General features: G+C 71.5%; 24 protein-coding genes. 13 read left to right on the forward strand and 11 right to left on the reverse strand.

Features of this window, described 5'->3' with window-relative positions:
* Positions 1-36 precede the first annotated feature (36 nt).
* On the reverse strand, positions 37-1086 hold the full coding sequence (locus ACWIFB_RS06195; RefSeq protein ID WP_452098522.1) for a polyprenyl synthetase family protein: 1050 nt from the start codon (positions 1084-1086) through the stop codon (positions 37-39).
* Positions 1087-1222: 136 nt separating this feature from the next.
* Between ACWIFB_RS06195 and ACWIFB_RS06200 the strand changes: the two genes are divergently transcribed.
* On the forward strand, positions 1223-2530 hold the full coding sequence (locus ACWIFB_RS06200) for a geranylgeranyl reductase family protein (protein WP_452098734.1): 1308 nt from the start codon (positions 1223-1225) through the stop codon (positions 2528-2530).
* A gap of 58 nt (positions 2531-2588) precedes the next feature.
* Here the strand turns inward: ACWIFB_RS06200 and ACWIFB_RS06205 are convergent, their stop codons facing one another.
* The 5 genes from ACWIFB_RS06205 to ACWIFB_RS06225 all read right to left on the reverse strand — a co-directional run bounded on the left by ACWIFB_RS06205 (position 2589) and on the right by ACWIFB_RS06225 (position 7925).
* Positions 2589-3278: a demethylmenaquinone methyltransferase gene (locus ACWIFB_RS06205; RefSeq protein WP_452098521.1), complete on the reverse strand. Its 690-nt coding sequence runs from the start codon at positions 3276-3278 to the stop codon at positions 2589-2591.
* A gap of 24 nt (positions 3279-3302) precedes the next feature.
* A complete protein-coding gene (locus ACWIFB_RS06210; protein WP_454057647.1) occupies positions 3303-4553 on the reverse strand; it encodes a glycosyltransferase family 4 protein in 1251 nt (416 codons plus the stop codon).
* Between the two features lie 61 nt (positions 4554-4614).
* Positions 4615-5103 carry a hypothetical protein gene (locus ACWIFB_RS06215; protein WP_452098519.1) on the reverse strand — a complete coding sequence of 163 codons (489 nt, stop codon included), beginning with the start codon at positions 5101-5103 and terminating at the stop codon, positions 4615-4617.
* 13 nt (positions 5104-5116) lie between these two features.
* Positions 5117-6898, reverse strand: a complete 1782-nt coding sequence (gene menD / locus ACWIFB_RS06220) for a 2-succinyl-5-enolpyruvyl-6-hydroxy-3-cyclohexene-1-carboxylic-acid synthase (protein WP_454057648.1) — start codon at positions 6896-6898, stop codon at positions 5117-5119.
* A 10-nt stretch (positions 6899-6908) separates the two neighbouring features.
* A complete protein-coding gene (locus ACWIFB_RS06225; protein ID WP_454057649.1) occupies positions 6909-7925 on the reverse strand; it encodes a helix-turn-helix transcriptional regulator in 1017 nt (338 codons plus the stop codon).
* Positions 7926-8029: 104 nt separating this feature from the next.
* Between ACWIFB_RS06225 and ACWIFB_RS06230 the strand changes: the two genes are divergently transcribed.
* From ACWIFB_RS06230 to ACWIFB_RS06270, 9 genes are all read left to right on the forward strand, one after another.
* Positions 8030-8641: a DinB family protein gene (locus tag ACWIFB_RS06230; RefSeq protein ID WP_454057650.1), complete on the forward strand. Its 612-nt coding sequence runs from the start codon at positions 8030-8032 to the stop codon at positions 8639-8641.
* A 36-nt stretch (positions 8642-8677) separates the two neighbouring features.
* Entirely contained in the window at positions 8678-9295 is a 618-nt protein-coding gene (locus tag ACWIFB_RS06235; protein WP_454057651.1) for a mycothiol transferase, read from the forward strand.
* A 126-nt stretch (positions 9296-9421) separates the two neighbouring features.
* On the forward strand, positions 9422-10012 hold the full coding sequence (locus ACWIFB_RS06240) for a flavin reductase family protein (protein WP_454057652.1): 591 nt from the start codon (positions 9422-9424) through the stop codon (positions 10010-10012).
* A 34-nt stretch (positions 10013-10046) separates the two neighbouring features.
* Positions 10047-10601: a TetR/AcrR family transcriptional regulator gene (locus ACWIFB_RS06245; protein ID WP_454057653.1), complete on the forward strand. Its 555-nt coding sequence runs from the start codon at positions 10047-10049 to the stop codon at positions 10599-10601.
* 165 nt (positions 10602-10766) lie between these two features.
* On the forward strand, positions 10767-11576 hold the full coding sequence (locus ACWIFB_RS06250) for a 3'(2'),5'-bisphosphate nucleotidase CysQ (RefSeq protein ID WP_454057703.1): 810 nt from the start codon (positions 10767-10769) through the stop codon (positions 11574-11576).
* Positions 11573-12727: a hypothetical protein gene (locus ACWIFB_RS06255; protein WP_454057654.1), complete on the forward strand. Its 1155-nt coding sequence runs from the start codon at positions 11573-11575 to the stop codon at positions 12725-12727. Before ACWIFB_RS06250 ends, ACWIFB_RS06255 begins: the two co-directional genes overlap by 4 nt.
* A gap of 20 nt (positions 12728-12747) precedes the next feature.
* On the forward strand, positions 12748-13905 hold the full coding sequence (locus ACWIFB_RS06260; protein WP_454057655.1) for a sulfotransferase family protein: 1158 nt from the start codon (positions 12748-12750) through the stop codon (positions 13903-13905).
* A 53-nt stretch (positions 13906-13958) separates the two neighbouring features.
* Positions 13959-14783, forward strand: coding sequence for an SDR family oxidoreductase (locus tag ACWIFB_RS06265; RefSeq protein WP_454057656.1), 825 nt, complete (start codon positions 13959-13961; stop codon positions 14781-14783).
* Between the two features lie 131 nt (positions 14784-14914).
* A complete protein-coding gene (locus ACWIFB_RS06270; protein WP_454057657.1) occupies positions 14915-16528 on the forward strand; it encodes an ABC transporter substrate-binding protein in 1614 nt (537 codons plus the stop codon).
* A 94-nt stretch (positions 16529-16622) separates the two neighbouring features.
* Here ACWIFB_RS06270 and ACWIFB_RS06275 read toward each other — a convergent pair whose 3' ends face one another.
* Both ACWIFB_RS06275 and ACWIFB_RS06280 read right to left on the reverse strand, forming a co-directional pair.
* Entirely contained in the window at positions 16623-17423 is an 801-nt protein-coding gene (locus tag ACWIFB_RS06275; RefSeq protein ID WP_454057658.1) for a hypothetical protein, read from the reverse strand.
* Positions 17424-17482: 59 nt separating this feature from the next.
* The gene (locus tag ACWIFB_RS06280) at positions 17483-18553 is read right to left on the reverse strand and encodes an o-succinylbenzoate synthase (protein ID WP_454057659.1); all 1071 of its coding nucleotides are present in this window, start codon (positions 18551-18553) and stop codon (positions 17483-17485) included.
* Between the two features lie 23 nt (positions 18554-18576).
* Here ACWIFB_RS06280 and ACWIFB_RS06285 point away from each other — a divergent pair, with 23 nt between their 5' ends.
* Genes ACWIFB_RS06285 through ACWIFB_RS06295 form a run of 3 tightly spaced genes read left to right on the forward strand, consistent with a single transcriptional unit; the run spans position 18577 to position 21736 of the window.
* Complete coding sequence (locus tag ACWIFB_RS06285; protein ID WP_454057660.1) at positions 18577-19587, forward strand: 1,4-dihydroxy-2-naphthoyl-CoA synthase; 1011 nt, start codon at positions 18577-18579, stop codon at positions 19585-19587.
* A 29-nt stretch (positions 19588-19616) separates the two neighbouring features.
* The gene (gene menE, locus ACWIFB_RS06290) at positions 19617-20813 is read left to right on the forward strand and encodes an o-succinylbenzoate--CoA ligase (RefSeq protein ID WP_454057661.1); all 1197 of its coding nucleotides are present in this window, start codon (positions 19617-19619) and stop codon (positions 20811-20813) included.
* A complete protein-coding gene (locus ACWIFB_RS06295; protein ID WP_454057662.1) occupies positions 20810-21736 on the forward strand; it encodes a 1,4-dihydroxy-2-naphthoate polyprenyltransferase in 927 nt (308 codons plus the stop codon). Before menE ends, ACWIFB_RS06295 begins: the two co-directional genes overlap by 4 nt.
* 85 nt (positions 21737-21821) lie before the next feature.
* Here the strand turns inward: ACWIFB_RS06295 and ACWIFB_RS06300 are convergent, their stop codons facing one another.
* The 3 genes from ACWIFB_RS06300 to ACWIFB_RS06310 form a co-directional block, all read right to left on the reverse strand.
* A complete protein-coding gene (locus tag ACWIFB_RS06300; RefSeq protein ID WP_454057663.1) occupies positions 21822-22016 on the reverse strand; it encodes a hypothetical protein in 195 nt (64 codons plus the stop codon).
* Between the two features lie 153 nt (positions 22017-22169).
* Positions 22170-23234 (reverse strand): hypothetical protein, encoded by a 1065-nt coding sequence (locus tag ACWIFB_RS06305; protein ID WP_454057664.1) that lies wholly within the window; start codon positions 23232-23234, stop codon positions 22170-22172.
* A gap of 332 nt (positions 23235-23566) precedes the next feature.
* Positions 23567-24343: a hypothetical protein gene (locus tag ACWIFB_RS06310; protein ID WP_454057665.1), complete on the reverse strand. Its 777-nt coding sequence runs from the start codon at positions 24341-24343 to the stop codon at positions 23567-23569.
* Positions 24344-24370 lie beyond the last annotated feature (27 nt).

Below are 24370 nucleotides of genomic sequence, written 5' to 3' on the forward strand. Positions count from 1 at the left end.
GCGCGGCGACTACCCGGCGACTCCCGGGCGGAGGTGTCAGCCGACGCGGTCGACGGTGAAGCGCACGAGCCGTCGCAGCGCTTCGTTGGCGGGGCCGGCCGGCAGCGCGTCGAGTTCGGCCATGGCGTCGTCGACGTACTGCTCCAGCGCGACCCGCGCGCGGCGCATGCCCTCCGAGGCACGGAGCAGGTCGAGGGCCTCGGCGACCTCGGCGTCGTCGGTCAACGGCTGCGCGAGCAGTTCCCGCAGCCGGGCGCTGTCCGCTGAACCGTCCTCCATGGCGTAGATCATGGGCAGCGTGTGGACGCCCTCGCGCAGATCCGTGCCGGGCGTCTTGCCCGAGTCGTCTGCGGGCGAGGCGATGTCGATGATGTCGTCGGCGATCTGGAACGCGATCCCCACCGCGTCGCCGAGGCGGCGCAGGCGCTCGATCTGCTCGGCGTCCGCTCCGGAGTACTCGCCACCGAACTGGGCGGCGGCGGCGATCAGCGAGCCGGTCTTCTCCCAGATCACGCGCAGGTAGTGCTCGGCGGCGTCGGTGGCCTGCTCACCGGTTCCGGGTCCGACGGTCTCACGCATCTGACCGGTGACCAGCTCGGCGAAGGTCTGGGCGATGAGTTGCACCGCCGCCGGGCCGAGGTCGGCCAGCAACATGGACGCGTGGGCGAACAGGAAGTCGCCGGCGAGGATGGCGGTCGAGTTATCCCAGCGACTGTTCGCGGACTCGACACCGCGACGCATGGCCGCCTCGTCCATCACATCGTCGTGGTACAGGGTGGCGAGGTGGATCATCTCGCACACGACGGCGGCCTTGACCAGTCGCTCGCGGTCGGGCTCCGGGCCGAGCTGCCCGGTCAGGAGCGTCATGAGCGGGCGGAATCGCTTGCCGCCGGCGGTGACGAGGTGCAGGGCGACCTCGGAGAGGAAGTCCTCCCCGCTGGCCAGTCGACTGACGAGCAACTTCTCGACCTCGTCGAGCGTGCTCCGCAAGTCGGCCGCGAGGGCTGCGTCACCGAGGTCCACACCCGCCACCGTGTGGTCGGGCGTCGTTGCCGCGGTGCCGGTCGTCACTGAATCGCTCGACATCCCCACTCGTCCTCGTCGCCTGTAGCGGAACCGGCGTCGACCGGCCCTGAGGACAGACTACGGTCCCGCACTCAGGGCTGCGGCACCCCACCCCGTCCGAGGTCCCGGCGACCGTCCGGCCGTGCGACCTGCCACCATGGAGCACATGGAGTCACGGCCGCCACTTCCCGCTTCGACCGATGTCCTCGTGGTGGGCTGCGGGCCCGCCGGGTCGGCCACGGCGACGTGGCTGGCGCGGGCCGGGCGCGAGGTGACGGTGCTGGACGCAGCGATCTTCCCCAGGGACAAGACCTGCGGTGACGGGCTCACGCCACGGGCGATGGCCGAGGTCGATCGGCTGGGTCTGGGCACGTGGGCGCGGGATCGCATCACCATCAGGGGGCTGGATCTGCGCGGCTTCGGCCATCAGCGCCGGGTTCCGTGGCCGGCGGGCGATCACGGCGGGACCGGTTCGGCCGTGCGCCGCACGGTGTTCGACAACCGCCTGCGTCAGACCGCCGTCGAGGCCGGCGCCGTGGTCCATGAGGGCGTGCGGGTGACGGGCGTGGAGAGGGGCGACGACGACGCGGTCGTCGCCGTCCGGGCCGGGGAGCAGCGAATCGCGTGCCGGACCCTCGTGGTCGCGGACGGCGTCCGCTCGCCGGTGGGCAGGATGCTCGGTCGGACCTGGCATCGCGACACCGTGTACGCCGTGGCGGCGCGCTCCTACATCCGGTCGGGCAGGCACGACCATCCGTGGATCGGTTCTGATCTCGAACTGCGCGACGAAGCGGGCGCCATCCAACCCGGCTACGGCTGGGTGTTCCCGCTCGGCGACGGCGAGATCAACCTGGGCGTGGGTGCACTCGCGACGGCGGCCCGCCCGGCGAACGTCGCGGTCAAGGAACTGCTGCAGCACTACGCGCGTCTCGTGCGCGACGACTGGGAGTTGACCGGCGAGCCGCGGGCGGTGACGTCGGCGCTGCTGCCGATGGGGGGCGCGGTGTCCGGGGTGGCCGGTCGCAACTGGGCTGCCGTGGGCGATGCCGCGGCGTGCGTGAACCCGCTCAACGGCGAGGGCATCGACTACGCACTCGAGGGAGGTCGTCTGCTGGCCGAGCTCATCTGCTCGGGCCCCGGGCCCGCCGGCGCCGGCTCGAGCGCTTCGGGGTCCGGCACGCGCCCCGTCACCGTCGACCTCTCCCGCGCCTGGCCGGAGCTGCTGCGCGCGACCTACGGTGAGTCGTTCGCGATCGCCCGCGACGCGGCCCATCTGCTGACGTTCCCGAAGTTCCTGCCACTGGCCGGGCCGATCGGGATGCGCTCGCAGGCGCTGATGACGGCCGCGGTGCGCTGCATGTCCAATACGGTGGCCGATTCCGACCGCGACATCGTCGCCCGGAGCTGGCGGGCCGCAGGCTCGATCGCCCGCCGCCTGGACCGCCGCCCGCTCTTCACCGACTGACCCTGCGCGCCGCTCTGCGCCCCGGCATCCGTTGCCGGATGGGACGGGCGGGGTGAGGTCAGGCGGGCTTGCGGGCCATGTGGATCGCCGCGATCCCGCCGGTGAGGTTGGTGACGCTGCAGCGCTCCCAGCCGCTCGACTCGATGATCCGCATCAGTGCCGCCTGGTCGGGCCAGTCGCGGATCGACTCGGCCAGGTAGACGTAGGCGTCCGGGTTCGAGGACACGCTGGTGGCGATCTTCGGCAGCGCCCTCATCAGGTAGTTCATGTAGATCGCACGGAACGGCGGGAACACCGGGGTGGAGAACTCCACCACGGCCAGCCGGCCGCCGGGCCGCACCACGCGTGCCATCTCCCGCAGCCCGGCGGCGGTGTCCTGCACATTGCGCAACCCGAAGCTGATGGTCGCGGCGTCGAAGGAGTCGTCGGCGAACGGCAGCCTCATGGCGTCACCGGCGACCTTGGGCACGTCGCGGCGGGCACCGGCGCGGAGCATGCCGAGCGAGAAGTCGGCCGCCACGCACCATGCGCCGGACTTCGCCAGCTCGACCGTCGACACCGCGGTGCCGGCCGCCAGGTCGAGGACACTCTCGCCGGGCCGCGGCGCGAGCAGCGAGCGTGCACGACGACGCCACAGGTGGTCCATGCCCCCGGAGAGGACGGTGTTGGTCACGTCGTAGCGGTCGGCGACTCCGTCGAACATCGACGCTACGTCGCGGGGCTGCTTGTCGAGATCGGCGCGGGACACGCCCACGACGCTACCCGCTGGTGGTCAGGCCACCACACGCGACGGCCGGGCCACGCCGTGCCGTCGGGCGGTGGTCCGGGCCCCCGCGGCCGCGTAGTGGTCGAAGAGTTGACCGCAGATCGCGTCCCAGGTGCGGCCCGAGACGGTCGACAGGGCGCCGGCGGCGAGCGCGTCGTGGTCGGCGAGCACGCGGTCCACCGTGTCGGAGACCTCGGCGGCGTAGGTACGGGGGTCGAGCAGATAGCCGTTCACGCCGGCCCGGACCAGGTCGCGCGGGCCGCCCCGGTCGGGGCCCAGGACGGGCACGCCCGAAGCCTGCGCCTCCTGGATGGACTGGCAGAACGTCTCGAACTCGCCGGCGTGGCAGAACACGTCGAAGGTGGCGTAGGCCTGGCCGAGCTGCTCTCCGTGGAGTTCACCGGTGAAGATCGCGTGCGGCATCGCGTCCTGGAGCGCGGGACGGTCCGGGCCGTCGCCGACGACGACGAGTTGCAGATCGCCGGCGGGGCCCGACCGGTCGGCGATCGCCTGCAATCTCTCGACGTGCTTCTCCGGGGCGAGCCGGCCGACGAACCCCACGACGGGCCGCCCCTCTGGCGACCACAGCCTGTGCAGGGCCTCGCTGCGCCGGGCGGGGTTGAACCGGACGGAGTCCACACCGCGGCCCCACCGGTAGAGGCGCGGGATGCCGTGGCCGGACAGGTCGGCCATGGCCGCGGTGGACGGCGCGAGGGTGCGGTCGCAGCTGACGTGGATGGCCCGGGTCCAGGCCCAGGCCGCGTCGGCCATGACGCCGACGCCGTAGGAGTCCGCGAACCCGGCGACGTCGGTCTGGTAGACGGCGACGGTGGGCACGTCGAGGGCGCGCGCGGCGGCGGCACCCGCGGCGCCGAGCACGAACGGCGAGGCCAGGTGCACCACGTCGGGCGCGAAGTCGCGGAGCGCGTTGTAGACGCTCGGGCTGGGGGCGCCCACGGGCAGCGAGGAGACGACCGGCACACGAACGGACGTGACCCGGTGGACGGGGAAGCCCAGGTGGTGGTCGCGCTCGGACATCATCGACTCGGGCCCGCCGAAGAGGGGGACGAACCCGCTGACCAGCGGATGCGCGCGCACCGCGTCCGCCGCACCCTGCCACAGGCCGACGTTGCCCGACGGCGCCACGACCAGGCAGTCGTGCCCGTGCCTGCGCGCGTATTCCAGCACGCGGAGGACGGAGTTGGTGACGCCGTTGACGTTCGGCAGGAACGATTCGGTGACGATTGCTACGCGCACCTCATCACTGTCGCCCGCGCCGGCCACACGCCGGTGATCTCCCGGGGACGACCCGGGGAATTCACGATGACGGCCGGTGAACCCTCGGCGACGTGGCGGCATACACGAGCGCCGCGAGCGGGACCACGACCGCCGGGACGCTCAACGCGGGCACCACCGCGACGGTCCAGCTGCGGCCCGACACGCGGACGAGGTCGGGGTTCGCGCGCCGGAACTCGACCTGCACGCGTTGGCCCTCGACGAGGCCGGTCGGATAGAAGACGCCGGTCACCGGACGCACGTTCTGCCCGCCGCCGGCGTCGAACTCGACCGCTGCGCGCCGGTCGGTGACCTCGGTGACGGTGGCGGTGGCGCTGCCCATGTCCTGGTCGATGCGCTGGTCGTTGATGAAGCACGCCAGGAGGATGAGCAGCGCGACGACGAGGGAGAACAGGGCGACGACGACGGCGACGATCCGCACCGCACGTCTGGTGAGCGCCGCTCGCCGCACCTGACGGGCCGAGCGCCGGCGAGCCGGCCGGAGCGGGCGTGCGGATCCCGTGGTGGTCACCCGGGGGCCCCGCTCATCCGAGCGCCTCTGCCCGTAGGGCGGCGTGGAGGTCGCGCAGGCCCTGGCGGCTGGTGGAGACCCGCACGACGCGCATGCCCTCGGGGACGATGTCGCGGTGCCGGGCGGAGATCGACGGCCCGGTGAGCATCTCCTCGAGGCCGGCCGGGTCGGTGTCGGTGAACGGGATGCCCGCGCCGACACAGAGCGCGCGCAGGTCGGCGCCGTGCGGGGTGCCGAAGACCCGCTCGAAATCGGTGGCCAGCCGGGGATCGCCCTGCTCGAGGAGTGAGAAGATGCCGCCTCCGTCGTCGTCCGCGACGACGATCGTCAGATCCTCGGGGTGCAGTTCGCGGGGGCCCAGTACCAGTCCCGACAGGTCGTGGAGGAAGGTCAGGTCACCCATCAGCGCCACCGTGCGGCCCGGCGCCGTGAGGGCCACCCCGATGGCCGTGGACACGGTGCCGTCGATGCCGGCCGCCCCGCGGTTGGCGTACACCGACACGTCGGGGTCCAGAGGGCCCACCAGGGACAGGTCGCGGATGGCGTTGGAGGCGCCCACGACGAGGTTCCCGCCGTCCCGCATCCCGCGGGCCACCGCCCGTGCCACGTGCAACCCGGTGGGTCCGGCCGAGTTGAGGTGCCGGTCGAGGAGGCGGTCGACCGCCTCATGGGCGTGCGTGTTCACCTTGGCCGCCTCGGCGACCCACGCCGGGTCCACGTCCCACCCGGTGAGGACCGAGTCCGCGAGTTCGGCGGCGCTGCCGGTCGGGTTGGGCGAGTGCGGGCCCGCGTCGAGGATCACCAGGTCGACCCCGGGATCGGCCAGCAACCCGGTGACCGACCTGTGCAGGGTCGGCCGCCCGGTCACCACGACCTGCTCCGGAGACAGTCCGGGGATCGCGAGTGGGTGCACCGGGTGCAGCGGGACCGGCGCCCCGGGCTCGGCGACCGTCGGCACGCCCACCAGCCCGGACACGGGCTGCGCGCCGGCTCCGGAGACGACCAGCGTCCGCCGGGTCAGGTCCACCGCCACGGCCGAGGCGCCCGGCGCGGAGTCCAGCCCCGCCATGGCCCGCTGCACCCACGGACGACCGCCGGGGCGGCCCTCCGGGAGATCGACCGGCGCAGCGGTGACAGCGCGCGCGGTCGCGGCGTCGTCGTCGTCATCATCCCCGCCCAGGGCGGTGCCGTCGGCGGCGGTGAGGCGGTACTCCTCGTCCCCCTCCGCCGGGACGAGCGGCTCGCGGAAGGCGATGTCGACCTGCACCGGACCCGGATCCGACAGGGCCGTGGCGGTGAGGATCGCGCGGCCGATCGCGGCACGCCAATGGCGGTGCTCGAGCTCGGGGTCTCCGGCCGCTCCCAGTTCGACCACCGTTCGCGCGTGCGGCCCGAACAGTCCCACCTGGTCGATGGTCTGGTTGGCGCCGGTCCCCCGCAGCTCGGGCGGGCGGTTGGCGGTCAGGGCGAGGATCGGCACCCCGGAGTGCGCGGCCTCGACCATCGCCGGGTGGAGGTTGGCCACCGCGGTGCCGGAGGTGACCACGACGGGGACCGGCCGCTTCGAGCCGAGCGCCAGTCCCAGTGCGGTGAACCCGGCCCCGCGCTCGTCGATCCGGACATGCAGCCGGAGCCGGCCGGCCCGCTCGGCCGCGGCCAGCGCCAGGGCCAGCGGCGCGCTGCGTGAACCCGGGCACAGGACCGCGTCGGTGATGCCGTGGCGGAGCATCTCGTCGACCAGCACGCGGGCCTGCGCGGTGCTGGGATTGCTCTGGGTGGGGTGGCTGGGAGTCATCGCCACCAGCCTAGTCGGGGGCGGTCGCGGCGTCGGGTCCCCGCGACGGGCGGGCGGCGTGGGTCACCCGCTCGGCCAGCGCGGCGAACCGCCCCCGCAACCCGTCCGGCGACTCGACCGTGAACGGCGCGGGCAGGCGGGCCAGGTACCAGGCCAGATCGTCCAGGTCGGTGGCGCCGGCCTCCAGGCGGCAGGCCGGGCCGTCGGGGTGGTCGTGGCCGCGCAGGGCCGTCACCGCGCCGAACGGCGGCGGGAAACACTCCAGCACCTTCTCCGCCGGCGCCTCCACCACCACGCTGGCCCGGTACTCGTACGGCGCCGTGGCGACGGACTGCTGCACATGCGTGGCCGGATCGGGCACGTCCGCGCGGGGCGTGAACCGCCAGCGCGTGCGGTGCACCGACCGGATGCGGTCCAGACGGAAGGTGCGCCAGTCGGCCCGGTCGAGGTCGAACGACAGGAGGTACCACCGCCGGCCCAACACCACGATCCGGTACGGCTCGACCCGGCGCTCGGTGTCCCGGCCCGCGCGGTCCCGGTAGTCCATCCGCACCTGCTCCGAGGCGCGGACCGCGTGCCCGAGTTCGATGAGCAGCGCCGGCTCGACCGGGGTGTCCGTGCCCGGGACCGCCACCATCGACTCGGTGACGGCGGCGACCCGCTCCCGCAGTCGGCCCGGCATCACCTGGTCGAGCTTGGTCAGCGCTCCCAACGCGTGCTCGCCGACGCCCGCGACCGCACCGCCGGCGGCGAGGCGCAGGGCGATGGCGACGGCGACCGCCTCGCGGTCATCGAGCAGGAGGGGCGGCAGTCTCCGGCCCGAGCCCAGTCGGTAACCGCCGCCCGCTCCGCGCTCCGACTCGACGGGGTACCCCAGGTCGCGCAGCCGGTCGACGTCCCGGCGCACGGACCGGACCGTCACCCCGAGCTCGCCGGCCAACTCGGCGCCCGTCCACACGGACCGGCGCTGGAGCAGGTCCAGCAGGCTGAGCACGCGCTGGGTGGTGGGCGTCCTGTCCGCGGTCATGCGAGAAGTCTCCCACCCGCAGAGGACGGATCCTGTCCTGATGGGCTGCGATGCTGCTTTCACCGCGACCGCAGGCCGTGGAACCGATCCCCCAGGAGCCCGACATGACCGCCGACAGTCCCCCGCCCGTAGACCGCCCACAGGCCACCGACAGCCCCCTCGACTGGACCGGTCAGCTGGTCGACCAACTGGATTTCCACTGGCACGGTCACCTACGCCCGCGACTGGAGGGCCTGACCGACGAGGAGTACCACTTCTCCCCTGCTCCCGACGAGCTGACCTGGGGCGTGCGCCCGCGGGGCACCGGCGCGACGGAGATGCAGGGCGGGACCGGGGAGTTCACGATCGACTTCGCCTACCCCGAGCCCCAGCCGGCGCCGCTGACGACCATCGCGTGGCGGATCGGCCACGTCGTCGTCGGCGTGCTGGGCGCCCGGTGGCATTCCCACTTCGGCGGACCGCCGCACGACTACATGACCCACGAGTTCGCCGGGGACGCCGCCGGCGGCCTCGCCCAGTTGGACCGCACCTATGCCGGGTGGATCGACGGCGTCCGCGGGCTCGACGCGCGGGCCCTCGCGACCCCCGTCGGCCCCGCCGAGGGGCACTGGGCCGACGCGCCCATGGCCACGCTCGTCCTGCACATCAGCCGCGAGGTCATCCACCACGGGGCCGAGATGTGCCTGCTCCGCGACCTGTACGCCACCACCCGCTGACCGAACCACCAGACCGCCAGATCACGAGGAGTCGTCATGCCCTTCTTCCCCGCCACCTCCGGCACCGAGCGCGAGAACCTGCTCGAGTGGATCGACGTCGCGCTCACCAACGCGCGATCGATCGTCGCCGGACTGACCGCAGATCAGCTCCGTGCCCGCCCGATCCCGTCCAGCGAGCTCACACTCGGCTGGCTCACCCTGCACATCGGTGAGGTCGCGGAGAGCTGGCTCGGTCGCGCCGCCGCCGCGCCCCGGGCCCTCGACACCGGCCGCACCCTGCTCGAGTCCTTCGAACACGCGGAGACCGTCAACCAGGTGGCGCCCGACGCGACCGCCGAGGACGTCCTGGTCGAGTTCGACCGCCGGCACGCCACCGCACTCGACCACCTCCGCACCGCCGACCTCGACGCGACCGTTCCGGTGCCCACCGAGATGCCCTGGTTCCCCGCGGACCTGCCCGCGTTCAACGGGCGCTGGGCGGCACTGCACGCGCTCGCCGAGATCGAACGGCACAGCGGACACGCCGACATCCTGCGCGAGGCCATCGACGGCGGCACGATGTACGACCTCATCGCGCGCGACCAGGGCATCGACATGTCCTACATCGGCCGGTGGTTCGCAGAGCACCCGGAGGTGCCCGCGCCGGCCTGGTGAGAGTGAGTCCGCGGCGGCGCGGGGCGCGGGCGTGGGGCGCGGGGCGCGGGGCGCCGGCCCGCAACGGGCAGAGTGACCCCCGCCGCCCGGCAGGACGATACGCGGCCACGGCGGCAGAATGGGCTCATGCGCACCGTCTACACGCCCGATGATCCCCCCGCCAGGGGCCTGTACCCGCTGCTCACCGCTTCGGTCGCGCCCCGGCCGATCGCCTGGGTGTCGACGGTGTCCGCCGACGGGGTGCCGAACCTCGCGCCGTACTCGTTCTTCACCGTTGCCTGCACGGACCCGGCGATCCTGTCGGTCACCTCGATCGGCCACAAGAACACCCACCGGAACCTTGTGGACACCGGCGAGTTCGTGGTGAACATCGGCACAGAGTCGCTCATGGAGGTCATGAACGCCACGTCCGCCCCGTTCGGCCCAGAAGTCGACGAGTTCGAGGCGACCGGCCTGACCGCGGTGGCGTCCGACAGAGTCGCCGCGCCGCGGGTGGCCGAGGCACCGATGGCGTTCGAGTGCGTCCGCCACGACGTGATCGACCTCGGTACCAGTGCGATGCTGCTCGGTCGGGTCGTGAGCGTGACCATCGCGGACGACGTGCTGGCCGCGGACGGGCTGCCCGATTTCAACTCGCTGCTGCCGCCCTCCCGCCTGGGCCGGCACCAGTGGGGCTACGCCCCGCGGACGCGGGAGCTCCCCCGGCCGATGAAGTAGCGGCTGACCGGGCGGGCGGCGATAGGGTTCCGGCATGGCCACCGGTGCTCGTAAGTACGACAGTTCCCGCCGACAGCAGCAGGGGCGCGAGCGCATCCTGGAGGCGGCCCTCGACCTGGCCCGCGCCAGCGGCGGGTGGAACTGGGTGGACATCACGTTCAAGACGGTGGCCGACGCCGCCGGGGTGAGCGAGCGGACCGTCTACCGCCACTTCCCCACCCAGTCGGACCTCCACGAAGCACTGTTGCTCCGGATCAATCAGGATGCCGGCATCTCCTACGACGACCTGTCCGTCGACGACGTGTCGGAGCTGGTCGGGCGCCTGTTCACCTCGCTCAGCACCTTTGACCGGGCTCTGCACACGCAGCCCTCGCCCTCGGAAGCGGCTATCGCCATGAACCGCGATCGGATGCAGGCATTGCTCGACGCCTGTGGAGGCGACCGTCGTCTCGCGGCACTCCTGGATGTGCTGTGGAGCAACGACACCTATGAGCGGCTGACGTCGATCTGGCGGATGCCGACCGACGACGCCGTCGATGCGGTCACCTGGGCGATCGATCGCCTGCTGCCGCCGGAAGGGCGCGTCTGAGCCCGGCCACGCTAGGGGCCTGGTGCGGGCCCGACCTGTCGCACACCTGACCTCGCGTGGCCCGCAGGCCCGAAGGGGTTGTGCCCGGTTCGCTTTTAGTGTCATAGTTCTGACACGAAATACGAACCGAGGAGTGTGGGCATCGTGACGGCTGTGCAGAAGCAGATGCGACGAGGGGCCCCGTCACCTCCGCCCGAGGCGCTGCGGGACGACCACCGATTCGCGGCCTGGGCGGCGGAGGCCGCGGGCAGGGTGTTGCTCGACCTGCGCGGCTCGGGGCTCGCGGGCGAGGAGCTGAAGGACGCCGGTGATCTCTGCTCGCACGAGGTGCTGATGGACCTCTTCGCGAGATATGCGCCCGGGGACGCGGTGCTCTCCGAGGAGGAGCACCGCGGCACCACCGGCCGCCACGACCGGCACACCGCGCGGCGGGTCTGGATCATCGACCCGGTCGACGGAACCCGGGAGTACTCCGAGCCACCACGCGACGACTGGGCGGTCCACGTGGCGTTGTGGCAGGACGGCGAGCTCACCGCCGGTGCCGTGTCCCAGCCCGCGCTCGGCCGGACTTTCCACACGGGGTGCGCCCCGGCGGCGCGGGGGCCCGCAGCCGCGCGACCGCGCATAGCGGTCTCCCGGACCCGGCCACCTGCGTTCGTGGAGGAGCTCGCGGCCGAGCTCGGCGCCGACCTGGCGCCGATGGGTTCGGCCGGCGTCAAGGTCATCTCGGTGGTCCGGGGCATCACCGACGCCTACGTGCACGCCGGCGGCCAGTACGAATGGGACTCCGCTGCCCCGGTCGCGGTGGCCCGCCGCGCCGGCCTGTTCACCAGCCGGATCGACGGCACACCACTGGTCTACAACCAACCCGACGTGCTTCTCCCGGATCTGCTGGTGTGCCACCCCGAGCTCGCCGCGCCGATCCTCGACCATCTCGCGGCCCACCCGATCAACCACCAGGAGGAGGACTCATGACCGAGGACTGGACCCGGAGCCTGCGGGACGCGGTCGCCGAGGCCGAGGCTCTCATCGCCGACCCGCCGTTCACCATCACCGAACAGGAGCGCGCCGAGGGCTACGACTACCTCGCGGGCAGTATCCGCTCGTCGGTGCAGGCGGCCTTCGATTACGACCTCGTCCACCCCGTGCTGATGAACGGCACTCATCAGTACGCGCGTCAGGGACTCGACAACCCGGACGCGATCTACTTCAACGCCTACCTCACCGAGGGCGGGACCTACGAGGTCTCGGGCGTGCGGGGCACCACGGCGGACCTGTCCTTTCAGCTCATGGACGGCGGCTACACGGCCGCGGGCGCACCGACGACGCTGGCGGCCTTCGACGATCGCGAGCTGGACATCGCCGACGACGGCACCTTCACGTGGAGATTCGGCCCCGAACTCGGGCTGTCCAAGGGCTCCAACCTGATCGTCCGAGAGGTCTACAACAACTGGATCGCCGAGCGCCGTGGCTCGATCCGCATCCAGAGACTCGACACGGCCGGCGTGCCGCGGCCGCCGCTGACCCGCGAGGGGGTCCAGAAGCGCTACGACGTCGCCGCCAAGGCCTTGACCACCCGGATCCGCACGTGGTTCGAGTTCCCGAAGTGGTTCACCTACTCCGAACCGGTCAACACCCTGACCTCGCCCAAGCGGACACCGGGCGGGCTGGCCAGCCAGTACTCGGCGCTGGGCCACTACGACCTGCGGGACGATCAGGCCCTGGTCGTCACCGTCCCCGTGTGCGACGACGCCGCGTACCAGGCCATCCAGCTGGGCTCCAAGTGGTACGTGTCGACCGATTACGAGCACTACCAGTCGTCGTTGACCGCCGCACAGTCCCAAGCCGACCCGGACGGGATGTTCCGTTACGTGATCTCGACCCGCAATCCCGGCATCGCGAACTGGCTCGACACCACGAACCACGCGTCCGGGGTGATCATGCTGCGTTGGCAACACACCGAACGTCAGCTCGGGCCAGCCGACGGACCGTCCGTGGAGCTCGTCGCCCTCGACGACCTCGCCCGGAGCCTGCCCTATTACGACGACAACCTCGTCACCGCCGAGCAGTACGCCGCGAGGATCGCCGACCGTCAGGTCGGCATCGCGCAGCGGATGATCTCGTGACCCCGGATAAGGACCACCACATGAGTGACAACGTCATGACCAGGGAGCGGGCCGAGGTCGGCTCGTACGAGGAGATCGTGGCCGCCGCCATGCGCTCCACAGGACTGTCGGACCTCGGCACCGGCGCCCACGAAGCAGGTCTGCGGGTGATCATCGAGGACCTCAACTCGGCCGAGGCCGGGCTCACCCCCCGGGGCCGCGCGTTCCAGCGCTCGGAGGTCAAGAGCGCCCTTACCGGGGTGCTGCTCACCGAGGCGGCGTTCGCGGCCCACCCCGGCCACCGCGATGTGCGGGTCGAACGTCCGATCTTCCTGATGGGGCTGCCCCGAACCGGGACCACGATCCTGCACCGGCTGTTGCACGCCGACCCGGGAGCCCAGGGGCTCGAGATGTGGCTGACCCAGTTCCCGCAGCCCCGGCCACCGTACGACACCTGGGAGTCGAACCCGCAGTATGCCGCGATGCAGCGGGCGTTCGCCGCCCATCACGCCGCGGACCCGGAGTTCATGGGCATCCATTACATGGACGCCGCGGTGGTCGAGGAGTGTTGGCGGATGCTGCGCCAGACCGGCAAGTCGAACTCCTATCAGACCACCGCGTACCTGCCGCGCTACACCGAGTGGCTGGCCGGCCAGGACTGGACGGACGCCTACGCGCGGCACCGGCGCAACCTGCAGCTCGTCGGTCTCAACGACCCCGACAAACGCTGGGTGTTGAAGAACCCGTCGCATATGACCGCACTGGACGCCCTCATGGCGGTCTACCCAGATGCGCTGATCGTCTACACCCACCGTGAACCGGTCACCTGCATCGCCTCCGCCTGCTCACTCGCCGCCAGCGCCACTGCGGGCCACTCGGAGACCTTCGTGGGCGAGACCATCGGCCGCACCCAACTAGACCTCTGGTCGAACTCGTATCACGCGTTCCACGACGCGCGTGCCAGGTACGACCGGGCGCAGTTCGTCGACATCGCGTTCGGCGACCTCGTGTCCGACCAGGTCGCCACCGTGCGCCAGGTGTACGAGGCCTTCGACCTGGACTGGACGCCGGAGGTCGAAGCGTCGGTCGTCGAGAGTGACCGCGAGGCCAGGAGTGGCGCCGCCGCGCCCAGACACAGCTACACGCTCGCCGACTACGGGCTCACCGACAAGCAGGTCCTGGACGCCTTCGACCGCTGACGCCGGCGATGTGGATTCCGGTCGCCGCAGATCTCACATCTTAAGGAGTGACAATGAACGACATCGTTGAACCCGCCCCCACGCCACGGGCCCCGGCGCCCTCCATTCTGGCGGGCAAGGTGGTGCTGGTGAGCGGGGTCGGCCCGGACCTGGGCCGCTCTCTCGCCGTGCGATCCGCGCAGGCCGGCGCCGACGTGGTGCTCGCCGCACGAGATGGGACGCGCCTCGACGCGATCGGGCAGGAGGTGCGGGCGCTGGGCCGAGAAGCCCTCGCCGTGCCGACGGACGTCACCGACGCGGCCGCACGCCGCGAACTCGTCCGAGCCGCCTCGGATGCGTTCGGGCACGTGGACGTCCTGATGAACGCGGCGTTCGTCCACCCGCCGTTCATCAAACTCCTCGACGCCGACCTCGACGAGATGCGGCAGCAGGCGGACCTGAACGTCCTGGCCTCGGTCGGGCTCGTTCAGGAGCTCGCCTCCACGCTCCGCGCTCGGCGCGGATCCGTCGTCCTCGTCAACTCCCTCGTCCTTCGCAATCGCCTACCAGGGTTCGGCAGCTACCGCATGGACAAGGCAGCCCTCCTGGCCGCGGCTCGCAGCCTGTCCGTCGAGTTGGCGCCCGAGGGGGTCCGCGTCAACTCGGTCGCCCCGGGTTACATCTGGGGCGAGAAGCTCCGCGGCTTCTACGAGCGGCGAGAAGCGAAGGGCGGAGCCACGGTCGCGGCGAAGTACGACGAGAAGGCCCAGCAGACGGATTCACGACGTCTGCCGACCCCCGACGAGATCGCCGATGCCGCCATCTTCCTCGCATCCGACTTCGCCAGCGGCATCACCGGTCAATGCCTGGACGTCAACTGTGGGCAGAGCCACCACTAGCGATCACGACGTGTTCGCGTCGCGTCTTCACGTTTCTTCACCGACCCCCCACTCAACGTGACATTCATCACACCAGACGCTTTAAGTCAGTGCATCATGCGTCCCGGACCCGCAGCCCCTCAAGGAGAATCATGAAACGCACCGCACCCACCTCAGTCGTGGTCCTCGCAGCCGCCGCCCTGGCCCTCACCGCGTGCGGCGGCGGCGAGAACGGCGGCACGGAGACGGCAGCCGGGACTGACGCCGACTCGCTCCGCCCGGCCATGGGCGAGGAGTGCACGGAGGACACGGCGGGCGGCACGATCACCATGGGCGAGTACGTCATGCTGCCCTCGTTCGCACCGGGTCAGGGCCAGTACGGGACCCGCGGAGGCGCCCAGTCGGCGGCCGTGTACGACCGCCTCATGCGCTGGGACTCCCAGGCGGGGGAGTTCGTCCCGCAGCTCGCGGAGGGGCTCGAGTCCAACGAGGACAACACGGTGTGGACGCTCACCCTGCGCGAGGGCGTGACCTTCTCCAACGGCGACCCGTTGACCGCCGAGGACGTCGCGTTCACCCTCGGTCTCCACCAGGACCCCGCCACGCGGTCGACCGCGATGACCGATGCTCTCCAGGTCTCCGATGCCGAGGCGGTGGACCCGCTGACCGTCAGGTTCACCCTCGATGAACCGTGGGCCGGCTTCCCGGTCCTGCTCTCGGGCACCGTCGGCGAGGTCATCCCGCAGCAGGCGTACGAGGCCAGCAGTCCGGCCGCGTGGGAAACCGCCCCCATCGGCGCCGGCGCCTTCATGCTCGAGGAGTTCGTCCCGGGCCAGAAGACCGTCCTCACCCCGAACCCCGACTACTACGGCGGGCCGGTCTGCCCGACTCTCGAGTTCATCCGGATCCCCGGATCGCAGGGCACCTTCGAAGCGTTCCAGAACGGTGAACTGCAGGTGGGTTACCTCCGGGGCGCCAAGTTCGTCGCCGAGGCGCAGGACGCGGGTGTCCAGGGTTTCCACGACATCATCAGTTCCGGATCGGTCGTCAACATGAACTCGGGCGCGGCCGGCTACGACGGCGTCCTCACGGACCAGCGTGCGCGCCAGGCCGTCGCCTACGCACTGGACCGTGAGCTGATGGACCAGCGCCTGACCGGCGGGAACGGTGAGCCCACGTCCGCACTGCTCGCGGAGAGCTCACGCTTCTACGACGGCCAGGAGGGGCCTGCGTACAACCAGGAGCGGGCGGCCGAACTCGTGGCGGAGGTCAAGGCTGACACCGGCTGGGACGGCGCGGTGACGATCCTCATCGCCGATGGCCCGGAGAACATCGAGGCCGGGGTGGTCAACAAGGCGCTGCTCGACGCCGCCGGATTCAACGTGACCATCGAGAACGCCCCGGTCTCCCAGGTGACCGCCCGTCAGTTCACCGGCGATTACGAGATCGTCCTCAGCGGCATCGCCGTCTCCGACGCCGACCCCGCCTCCGCGTTCGCCAGCGCCCTCACACCGACCGGCGCCACCAACCTCACCGGCGTGGACGACCCCCGGCTCACCGCGGCGATCACCGAACTCAAGGCGGCCTCCGACCTCGAATCCCAAAAGGCCGCGTTCACCGCACTGCAGGAGGTCCACAACGAGGTCCTGCCGTTCACGGTGATCGCCAACGGAGACGAGTACGCGATCGTCGACGACTCCGTCCACGGCCTCAAGGCCACCATGCTGAACGTCGTCATGTTCGACGACGCCTATGTCGAGGACTGATATGTAGGTGGTGTTCTCACCTGGCAGAGTGAAGCGGCCTCCCCCACGACAGATGGGGGAGGCCGCTTCATCGTTCGTGCTCGCCGCCGGGTTGTCAGATGCCCGGTCGCCGAACTTCCATCTCGTATCGGCCGGTGGGGACGGCGTCGACCGTCCCCTCGTCGAGGAACCGAGACGTCGAGGCGGTCATGGTCCTCATGTTCTCGGCCATCCGCGCCTCGTCTCCGGGCGCGTCGAAGAACACACCGAGATCGGAAACCGCCGCGATGGGGAAGATCTCCTCCACGATGCCGTCGATCTCCGGCGCGTCGTCCGTCAACGCACGAACCACCACGTGCTGTGTGTAGCCGGTGGTGGACTGGGTGTCGACCGCCACCGTGGTGTGGTGGTCCAACCAGGTGCGCAGCCACTCCTGCCTGGGGATGCGCTCGGGACGGCGCAGGAACGCGATATTCGCCATGCCCTCGCACCTGACGCCCTCCGGCGGAAGTGGCTCGGCGACGCTGGTCGTCTCGATCACCGGCAGGACTTCCGAGGCGGTGACGGACCACGCCGAGACCGGGCCCAGCTGCCGCAGCGCGTGCAGTAGGTCCGCGCACCCGGCCGCGGACGCCACCGGCACGCGAGCGCGAACGGCTGCCACCAGCCGGCGTGGGGTCACGCGGACGTCGATCAGTGCGCCTTCGACCTCGGCGTCACGGACGTTGACGACGTAGCGCGACACGCCCAGGTCCGCCAACGGCTCCGCGACGGCCTCGGCGATCTCCGCGCGGACCCGCGCCGCATCCGACGTGGGGGTGGCGGCACCAGTGGCAGTAGCGGTCTCGGTGGCAGGGCCCGCGCCGGGGCTTTCGTCCTCGGCGTCGGACCAGACCACCGCGATGAGAGTGTCCATGGCGAGAACTCTATCGGGGGCGACCCCGGTTCACGGGCGGATCCGCGGCCGCCGCCGGGTCACAGGAGGCCGTGGCAGCGGCGGATCCGGCCCATCCACCAGTCCCGGCGCGCGCCGCCCGCCCGCAGCCCCTCCAGCCGTGCCGGGCCCGGGGCCACCAGGCGAGCCGGGAGGCTGCCGTTCTCCAGGGCGAACGCGCCCGGTTCGACGACATCGTCGACGAAGAACCCTCCGGTGCCCAGGCCCGCGGCGGGGACGGCGTCGTCGTCCCCACATCCGGGTAGCGCAGCGGCCGCCGCGACACCGGCGGACACTCCCACCGCCGAGTCCAACGCCGAGGACACGGTGACGGGGACGCCCAGCTCCGCGGCCACCGCGAGCAGCCGCCGGGGGCCGCCCAGAGGCGCGACCTTGACCACCGCACGGTCGGCGCCGCCGGCGCGCACCACACGAAGCGGGTCCTCGGCGCGGCGGATGGACTCGTCCGCCGCGACATCGACCCGCACCCCGTCCGCGGCCAGGCGCCCGCGTAGCTCGACCAACTCGTCGACCGTCGCGCAGGGCTGCTCCACGTACTCGAGGCCCGGCCCGTCGAGCGACACCGGTCCGGTTCCCGGCGCGCGCGAGGGGTCGGCGGCGCGGACGGCCTGGTCGAGGACCCGCACGGCAGCCGCGGCCTCGTTGACGCCCCACCCCCCGTTGGCGTCCACCCGGACCCGCACGCCGGGGCGCGCCTGTAGAACGGCGGCGACGCGGGCCACGTCGTCCACGAGTTCCTGTCCGGACTCGGCGACCTTGATCTTGACCGTCGTGCAGCCGGGGAACCGGTCCAGGATCGCGGGCACCTCGCCCGCCGCGATCGCCGGGATCGTGGCGTTGACCGCGACCCGCGTCCTCAGCGCCGGCGGCGGACCCTGCCACGCCATCTCGATCGCGGAGGCCAACCAGTTGGCCGCCTCGTCGTCGTCATACTCCGGGAAGGCCCCGAACTCACCCCAGCCGGACGGGCCCTCGACCAGTACCACCTCGCGCTCGGTGATGCCGCGGAACCGCACCCGCATGGGCAGGGCCACCACGTGCACGCGGTCGAGCAGATCGTCGATCGACTCGGGGCCCGGTACGGATGTCATAGCTCCACGCTAACGTCGAGGCCATGACTGAGCAGAGCAGCACCGGGCAGGACACGCCACAGGGCACGCCCCGGGACAGCGCCGACAACCCCTTCGACCCGTCGCAGTGGCGGGAGATCGAGGGCTTCGCGGCCGGCGTGGACCTGACGGACCTCACCTACCACCGGCACGTGGGCGAGGGCCGGGCCAACGGCATCGTGCGCATCGCCTTCGACCGGCCCGACGTGCGCAACGCGTTCCGGCCGCACACGGTGGACGAGCTGTACCGGGTGTTCGACCATGCCCGCCGCTCCCCCGACGTGGGCACCATCCTGTTCACCGGCAACGGGCCCAGCTCCAAGGACGGCGGCTGGGCGTTCTGTTCCGGCGGCGACCAGCGGATCCGTGGTCGTTCCGGCTACCAGTACTCGACCGAGCACGACTCGGACGTGGCCGGGGCAACCGCGGACAAGGTCGACCAGGCGCGGGTGAAGGCCGAGGGCGGGCGTCTGCACATCCTCGAGGTGCAGCGGCTCATCCGCACCATGCCCAAGGTCGTGATCTGCCTGGTCAACGGCTGGGCGGCCGGGGGCGGGCACTCTCTGCACGTCGTCTCCGACCTGACCCTGGCCTCCCGCGAGCACGCCCGGTTCAAGCAGACCGACGCGGACGTGGGCTCCTTCGATGCCGGCTACGGCAGCGCGTACCTGGCCAAGCAGGTCGGCCAGAAGTTCGCCCGCGAGATCTTCTTCCTCGGGCAGGCCTACACCGCCGAGGAGATGTTCGCCATGGGCGCGGTCAACCGCGTGGTCGACCACGCGGAGCTGGAGAAGACGGCGATCGAATGGGCGCGGCAGATCAACGGCAAGTCGCCCACCGCGCAGCGCATGCTCAAGTTCGCGTTCAACCTCACCGACGACGGCCTGATGGGCCAGCAGGTGTTCGCCGGCGAGGCCACGCGGCTGGCCTACATGACGGACGAGGCCGTCGAGGGGCGCGACGCGTTCCTGGAGAAGCGCGAGCCCAACTGGGACGACTACCCGTACTACTACTGACTCACCAGGCCCGAGGCACCAGAGAAGCCGTGACCGACACCCGCGACCTGCGCATTCTTCCCGTGCCGGCAGGACCGGCGGTGGCCGAGGTGTTCCCCCCGCTGGTGGACATGCTCTCGGGCCGTGGGCCCGCCCTGTTGCCGGTGCCCGCGGAGGACCCTGCGCGCACGCGTCTGCTCGTCGACAGCCAGCGGCCGGGCGAGCCTATCGACGCTCGCGCCGCCATGGTGGTGAGCACCTCCGGCTCGACGGGGACGCCCAAGGGCGCGATGCTGTCCGCCGCCGCGCTGGGGTCCTCCGCCGCGGCGACCGATGTGTTCCTCGGCGGTCCGGGCCGGTGGCTGCTCGCGCTTCCGGCCCACCACATCGCCGGACTGCAGGTGATCCTGCGGTCGCTGCGGGCCGGGTTCGACCCGGTGGTGATGGACCTGTCCGGCGGGTTCGACCCGGCGGGCCTGCCCTCGGCCGTGCAGGCCTGCGTGGCCGGCGGGGCCCGCGGTTACACCTCGCTCATCCCGGGTCAGCTCGCGAAGGTGCTCGACGAGGGATCTCCCGAGGCCCTCGCCGCCCTCGCCCGACTCGACGCCATCCTGCTCGGTGGCGCCGCGGCGGCTCCCGAGCTGCTCGCCCGCGCCGCTGACGCCGGGATCCGCGTGGTGCGCACGTACGGGATGAGCGAGACCGCGGGCGGGTGTGTGTACGACGGTGTCCCGCTGGAGGGGGTGGAGGTCCACATCGAGGACGACGACGACACCGCCTCGGGCCGCGTCTGGCTGGCGGGGCCGCAGGTCGCGCTGGGATATCGCAATGCACCAGGACATCCTGCGTTCGCCCGCAGGGGTTGGTTCCGGACCGACGATGCCGGCCGGCTCGGACCGGATGGCCGGCTCCGCATCCTCGGCAGACTCGACGACGCGATCAGTGTCGGCGGCCTGACGCTCTTGCCGCAGACCGTGGAGGATGCGCTGCGGCAGCACGCGGCGGTGGTCGACGTCGTCGTCGTGGGGATCCCCGACACCAGACTCGGCGCACGGCCGGTCGCGGCGGTGACCCTCCGCGCCCCCGCCGCGCCGGACGAGTTGCGCGCTCACGTGACCTCCATCCTCGGCGCGCACTCGGCCCCGGCCACGCTGGCGGTCCTGTCCGAGCTCCCCACGCTGCCGGGCGGCAAAGTGGACCGACGCGCCGTCGCCCGGGGCGTCATCGATGGGACAATCACAGAATGACCCGCGAGACCTTCCAGTCCCCCGACATCCCCGCCGAGTCCGGCGGCGCCACCCTGGCCCACTGGTTGGAAGGCGCCCGCCCGCGGACGTGGCCCAACGCGTTCGCGCCGGTGCTCGTCGGCTCTGCGGCGGCCGGGCTGGCCGGCGGGTTCGTCTGGTGGCAGGCGCTGCTGGCGCTGGTCGTGGCCTGGTCGTTCATCGTGGGCGTCAACTACGCCAACGACTACTCCGACGGGATCCGTGGCACCGACGACGAGCGCGTGGGGCCGCTGCGTTTGGTCGGCTCCGGGCTCGCCAAGCCGGCGACGGTGAAGCGGGCGGCGTTCGCGTTCCTCGGCCTCGGCGGCGCGGCCGGTCTCGTACTCAGCGCGACGTCGGCGCCGTGGCTCATCCTCGTGGGGCTGGCCTGCATCTTCGCCGCCTGGTTCTACACCGGAGGCAAGACCCCCTACGGCTACCGCGGGCTCGGCGAGGTCGCGGTGTTCGTGTTCTTCGGACTGGTGGCCGTGCTCGGCACGCAGTTCACCCAGCTCGGGTCGATTACCTGGTACGCGGTGGTCGCGGCCGTGGCGGTGGGCAGCTTCTCGTGCGCGGTCAACCTCACCAACAACCTGCGTGACATCCCCTCGGACACCGAGGCCGGCAAGGTCACCCTCGCCGTGCGCCTCGGCGACTCCAACACGCGCGGCCTGCACGCTGTGCTCGAACTGCTCGTACCGCTTCTGGCCACCCTCGCGCTGATTCCGGCCACCCCATGGGCGCTGCTCGGACTGATCGCGATGCCGATTGCGTGGAAGGCCAACGGACCGGTCCGGGCGCGGGCCTCCGGCGCCGACCTGATTCCGGCGCTCGGGATGGCCGGGGTCGCGATGCTCGCCTGGAGCGTGCTCGTCAGCTGTGGCTTCCTGATCGCCACGCTGTAGCCGCAGGCGGCGGCAAGTCGGCGCTGGCATGTCGGCGCCGCTCGGGTGCTGACGCTGACGCCGGCATCGGCCGTGGCCGGTCCGGCTAAGGCCGCGAGGCGTCCGGCTGCTCCGTGTCCGACTGTTCGGCGTCCGGATTGATGGTCGAATGTGGGAGCTCAGCAGTCTCGACAACCGGTGGTGCGACCTCCGGATCCTCGACCGCGCCGGCCGCGAACCCGGCCGCGGACATGGCACCGAGGGCGACGACGGAGGCGATGACAGGTCGGGAGATGCGCACTACAGCCTTTCGCACGTTGTTGCCGCGACACCGCGACCCGACCACCGTAGCCCGAAATACACGCCACCCCGGTAGTCATCTCGGGTGAGGAGATGCCTACCGGGGTTGACGGGGTCACCGACGACCTGCCCGGCCGCCGGGAGTCTCTAGCGGTCAGCCGCGGCCATTGGCGACCGTGGGGCCGGGAGCCTGGGGCTTCTTCGGGGAGCCGGCTGCGACGGTCGGGGCGACCGAGCCCGCCGAACCACCCGGGCTGTTGGTCGACGAGCCGTTCGGGCCCGATCCGGTCGAACCGCCGGTGGTCGTCCCACCGGTGCTGGAGCCGAGCAGCGCCGGCACGCTCGAGGAGGCACCCGGCGTCGACGACCCGCCGTTCAGCACGATGCTCAGACCGGCCAGGCCCAGCAGGGCGGCACCGGTCAGGGCGAGACCCGGCGCGACGTTGCCGAGCGAGCCGGTGGTACCCGTGGTGGTGGAGCCGGGGACCGACGAGCCCGGGACGGTGATCTCGCCCTCGGTGGTCAGCTCGGCGCCGCCGGCGGCCTCGCCCTCGGTGGTCGAGCCGGCCGGCCCGCCCTCGGTGTCCGTCAGCGAGCCGAGCGGGCCGCCCGGGGTGTCGGTGCCGCCCGCCGACCCGGTCGCGAGCTCGCCGACGGAGTCCGAGTTACCGCCGAGGGCGACGACGATGCTGGCGACTGCGTCGAGCAGCGAGTCCGCACCCTCAGACCCGGTGACGATCTGGCCGCCGGCCTCCGCCTCGCCGCCGAGGCTGCCCTGCACGGCGCCCGACGAGCCGGCGTCGAAGCCGGCCGGGGCCGTGCCGTCGGCGTTGTTGATGACCAGCTGCACGGGCAGGATGACGGCCTCGCCGTTCATCGTGCCGTGGACGATCACCTCGAAGACACCGCCAGCCTTCGGAGTACCGCTGATAACGCCGTCAGCGAAGGTCAGGCCATCGGGAAGGCCCTTCACATCGGTGACCTCGAGGCCGGCCATGCTGCCGGTCCACATGATCTGGCCGACGTCGTACGAGAACTCGGCCCCTGCCTTGAATCCGGGGATGGTCACCGCGACGGTCTGGACATCTTGACGGACGGTCGGCGCATCGGGAGTGGCGACGACGACGCCACCCACCAGCGCGACAGCGGCGGCGGCTGCGATGGGGGCGACGAGGCGGCCCCGGACGATACGACGAGGACGGGCGAGGCGATCACGCATCGGCTGATTCCTTCCGGAGGGGTTCGATCGCTCACTCCCAAATGAGAGCGCAGACCATTACAAGAGTCACTCTAACCACTCGCACACCAACTGTCTACTTCTAACTCATTAACCACTTATGTCTCATCGGTCACACTAGTAACACACCCCCTAGGGTATGGCGTTCGATGTGGGCAGGGACTTATCTCCCGGCAACCGCCCTCCCCGGGGGGCCCCGACGCGCACCGCGCGGTATGCGCCGCCGATGGCGACAAATGGCAACTGCCCGGCCCCACGCGGGGCCGGGCAGTTCGCGGCGTGACGCTGGCTTGGCCTGCGCCAGCTGCGCGGTGTCAGGACACCGGAACGGTGGTCGGAAGCGCGGAACGCGCGCCCCCTGTATCGACGTCAGCGGGCGCGGACACGCGAGTCGAATCGCCGGTACCGGACTCCGCAGCCCCTGAAACCGGAACAGAGGTGACGGAGGTGACGGTGGCGGGCGACGAAGCGGCACCGATCCCCTGAGGCGCGCGAGCGACGGTGCCCGTGACCGTGGTGACGGGCTGACCGTCACCGTCGACGATCACGGTGACAGGCGGCATCACCATCTGGCCGCCGAAGATCGTCTTACACAGACCCTCGTCCAGCGAGCCGGTCCGACCGAGGATTTCAGTGCCGCTCCCCTCGCCCGCCACGATGTCGAGCAGGTTCGGGAACGTGTCCAGGGCGGAGGTGACGATGTCGAACACCCCGGCAGGGATCCCGTCGATTCCGAACAGCGGATAGAACTTGGCGACCGAGCCACCCAGGTCCGGCAGATCGCACACCGCGCCGTCCTCAGGCGCCAGGTCGGGAAGACTGCTGTCGCCGCCCCCCGATCCCGCGGAGCCGCTACCGCCACCGAGGGCCGGGTCACCGTCCGACTGGCCGGGTCCGTCCTCCGTATCCGGATCCGGTTCGCCGGCCGAATCCACGGCGAGCGACCCACCCGCGAGACTCCCACCAAGCAACCCCTCAACCGGAAGCGAACCGGAATCGGAGCCGCCACCCTGCGCGCTCACGACGGGGACAGCGAGTGCCGCCAGGGCGAGCGCGGCAGCGGAGGCGGTGACGACCTTGCGGGCGAACATGGCTGGCGGACTCCTTTATGGCAGTGC

It is taken from the genome of Dietzia sp. NPDC055340 (assembly GCF_053645335.1).

Coding starts and splice junctions, on each gene's coding strand:
- ACWIFB_RS06195 (WP_452098522.1), bottom strand. CDS start 1,086: ATGTCGAGCGATTCAGTGACGACCGGCACCGCGGCAACGACGCCCGAC.
- ACWIFB_RS06200 (WP_452098734.1), top strand. CDS start 1,223: ATGGAGCACATGGAGTCACGGCCGCCACTTCCCGCTTCGACCGATGTC.
- menD (WP_454057648.1), bottom strand. CDS start 6,898: ATGACTCCCAGCCACCCCACCCAGAGCAATCCCAGCACCGCGCAGGCC.
- ACWIFB_RS06225 (WP_454057649.1), bottom strand. CDS start 7,925: ATGACCGCGGACAGGACGCCCACCACCCAGCGCGTGCTCAGCCTGCTG.
- ACWIFB_RS06230 (WP_454057650.1), top strand. CDS start 8,030: ATGACCGCCGACAGTCCCCCGCCCGTAGACCGCCCACAGGCCACCGAC.
- ACWIFB_RS06235 (WP_454057651.1), top strand. CDS start 8,678: ATGCCCTTCTTCCCCGCCACCTCCGGCACCGAGCGCGAGAACCTGCTC.
- ACWIFB_RS06240 (WP_454057652.1), top strand. CDS start 9,422: ATGCGCACCGTCTACACGCCCGATGATCCCCCCGCCAGGGGCCTGTAC.
- ACWIFB_RS06245 (WP_454057653.1), top strand. CDS start 10,047: ATGGCCACCGGTGCTCGTAAGTACGACAGTTCCCGCCGACAGCAGCAG.
- ACWIFB_RS06250 (WP_454057703.1), top strand. CDS start 10,767: ATGCGACGAGGGGCCCCGTCACCTCCGCCCGAGGCGCTGCGGGACGAC.
- ACWIFB_RS06255 (WP_454057654.1), top strand. CDS start 11,573: ATGACCGAGGACTGGACCCGGAGCCTGCGGGACGCGGTCGCCGAGGCC.
- ACWIFB_RS06260 (WP_454057655.1), top strand. CDS start 12,748: ATGAGTGACAACGTCATGACCAGGGAGCGGGCCGAGGTCGGCTCGTAC.
- ACWIFB_RS06265 (WP_454057656.1), top strand. CDS start 13,959: ATGAACGACATCGTTGAACCCGCCCCCACGCCACGGGCCCCGGCGCCC.
- ACWIFB_RS06270 (WP_454057657.1), top strand. CDS start 14,915: ATGAAACGCACCGCACCCACCTCAGTCGTGGTCCTCGCAGCCGCCGCC.
- ACWIFB_RS06275 (WP_454057658.1), bottom strand. CDS start 17,423: ATGGACACTCTCATCGCGGTGGTCTGGTCCGACGCCGAGGACGAAAGC.
- ACWIFB_RS06280 (WP_454057659.1), bottom strand. CDS start 18,553: ATGACATCCGTACCGGGCCCCGAGTCGATCGACGATCTGCTCGACCGC.
- ACWIFB_RS06285 (WP_454057660.1), top strand. CDS start 18,577: ATGACTGAGCAGAGCAGCACCGGGCAGGACACGCCACAGGGCACGCCC.
- ACWIFB_RS06295 (WP_454057662.1), top strand. CDS start 20,810: ATGACCCGCGAGACCTTCCAGTCCCCCGACATCCCCGCCGAGTCCGGC.
- ACWIFB_RS06305 (WP_454057664.1), bottom strand. CDS start 23,234: ATGCGTGATCGCCTCGCCCGTCCTCGTCGTATCGTCCGGGGCCGCCTC.
- ACWIFB_RS06310 (WP_454057665.1), bottom strand. CDS start 24,343: ATGTTCGCCCGCAAGGTCGTCACCGCCTCCGCTGCCGCGCTCGCCCTG.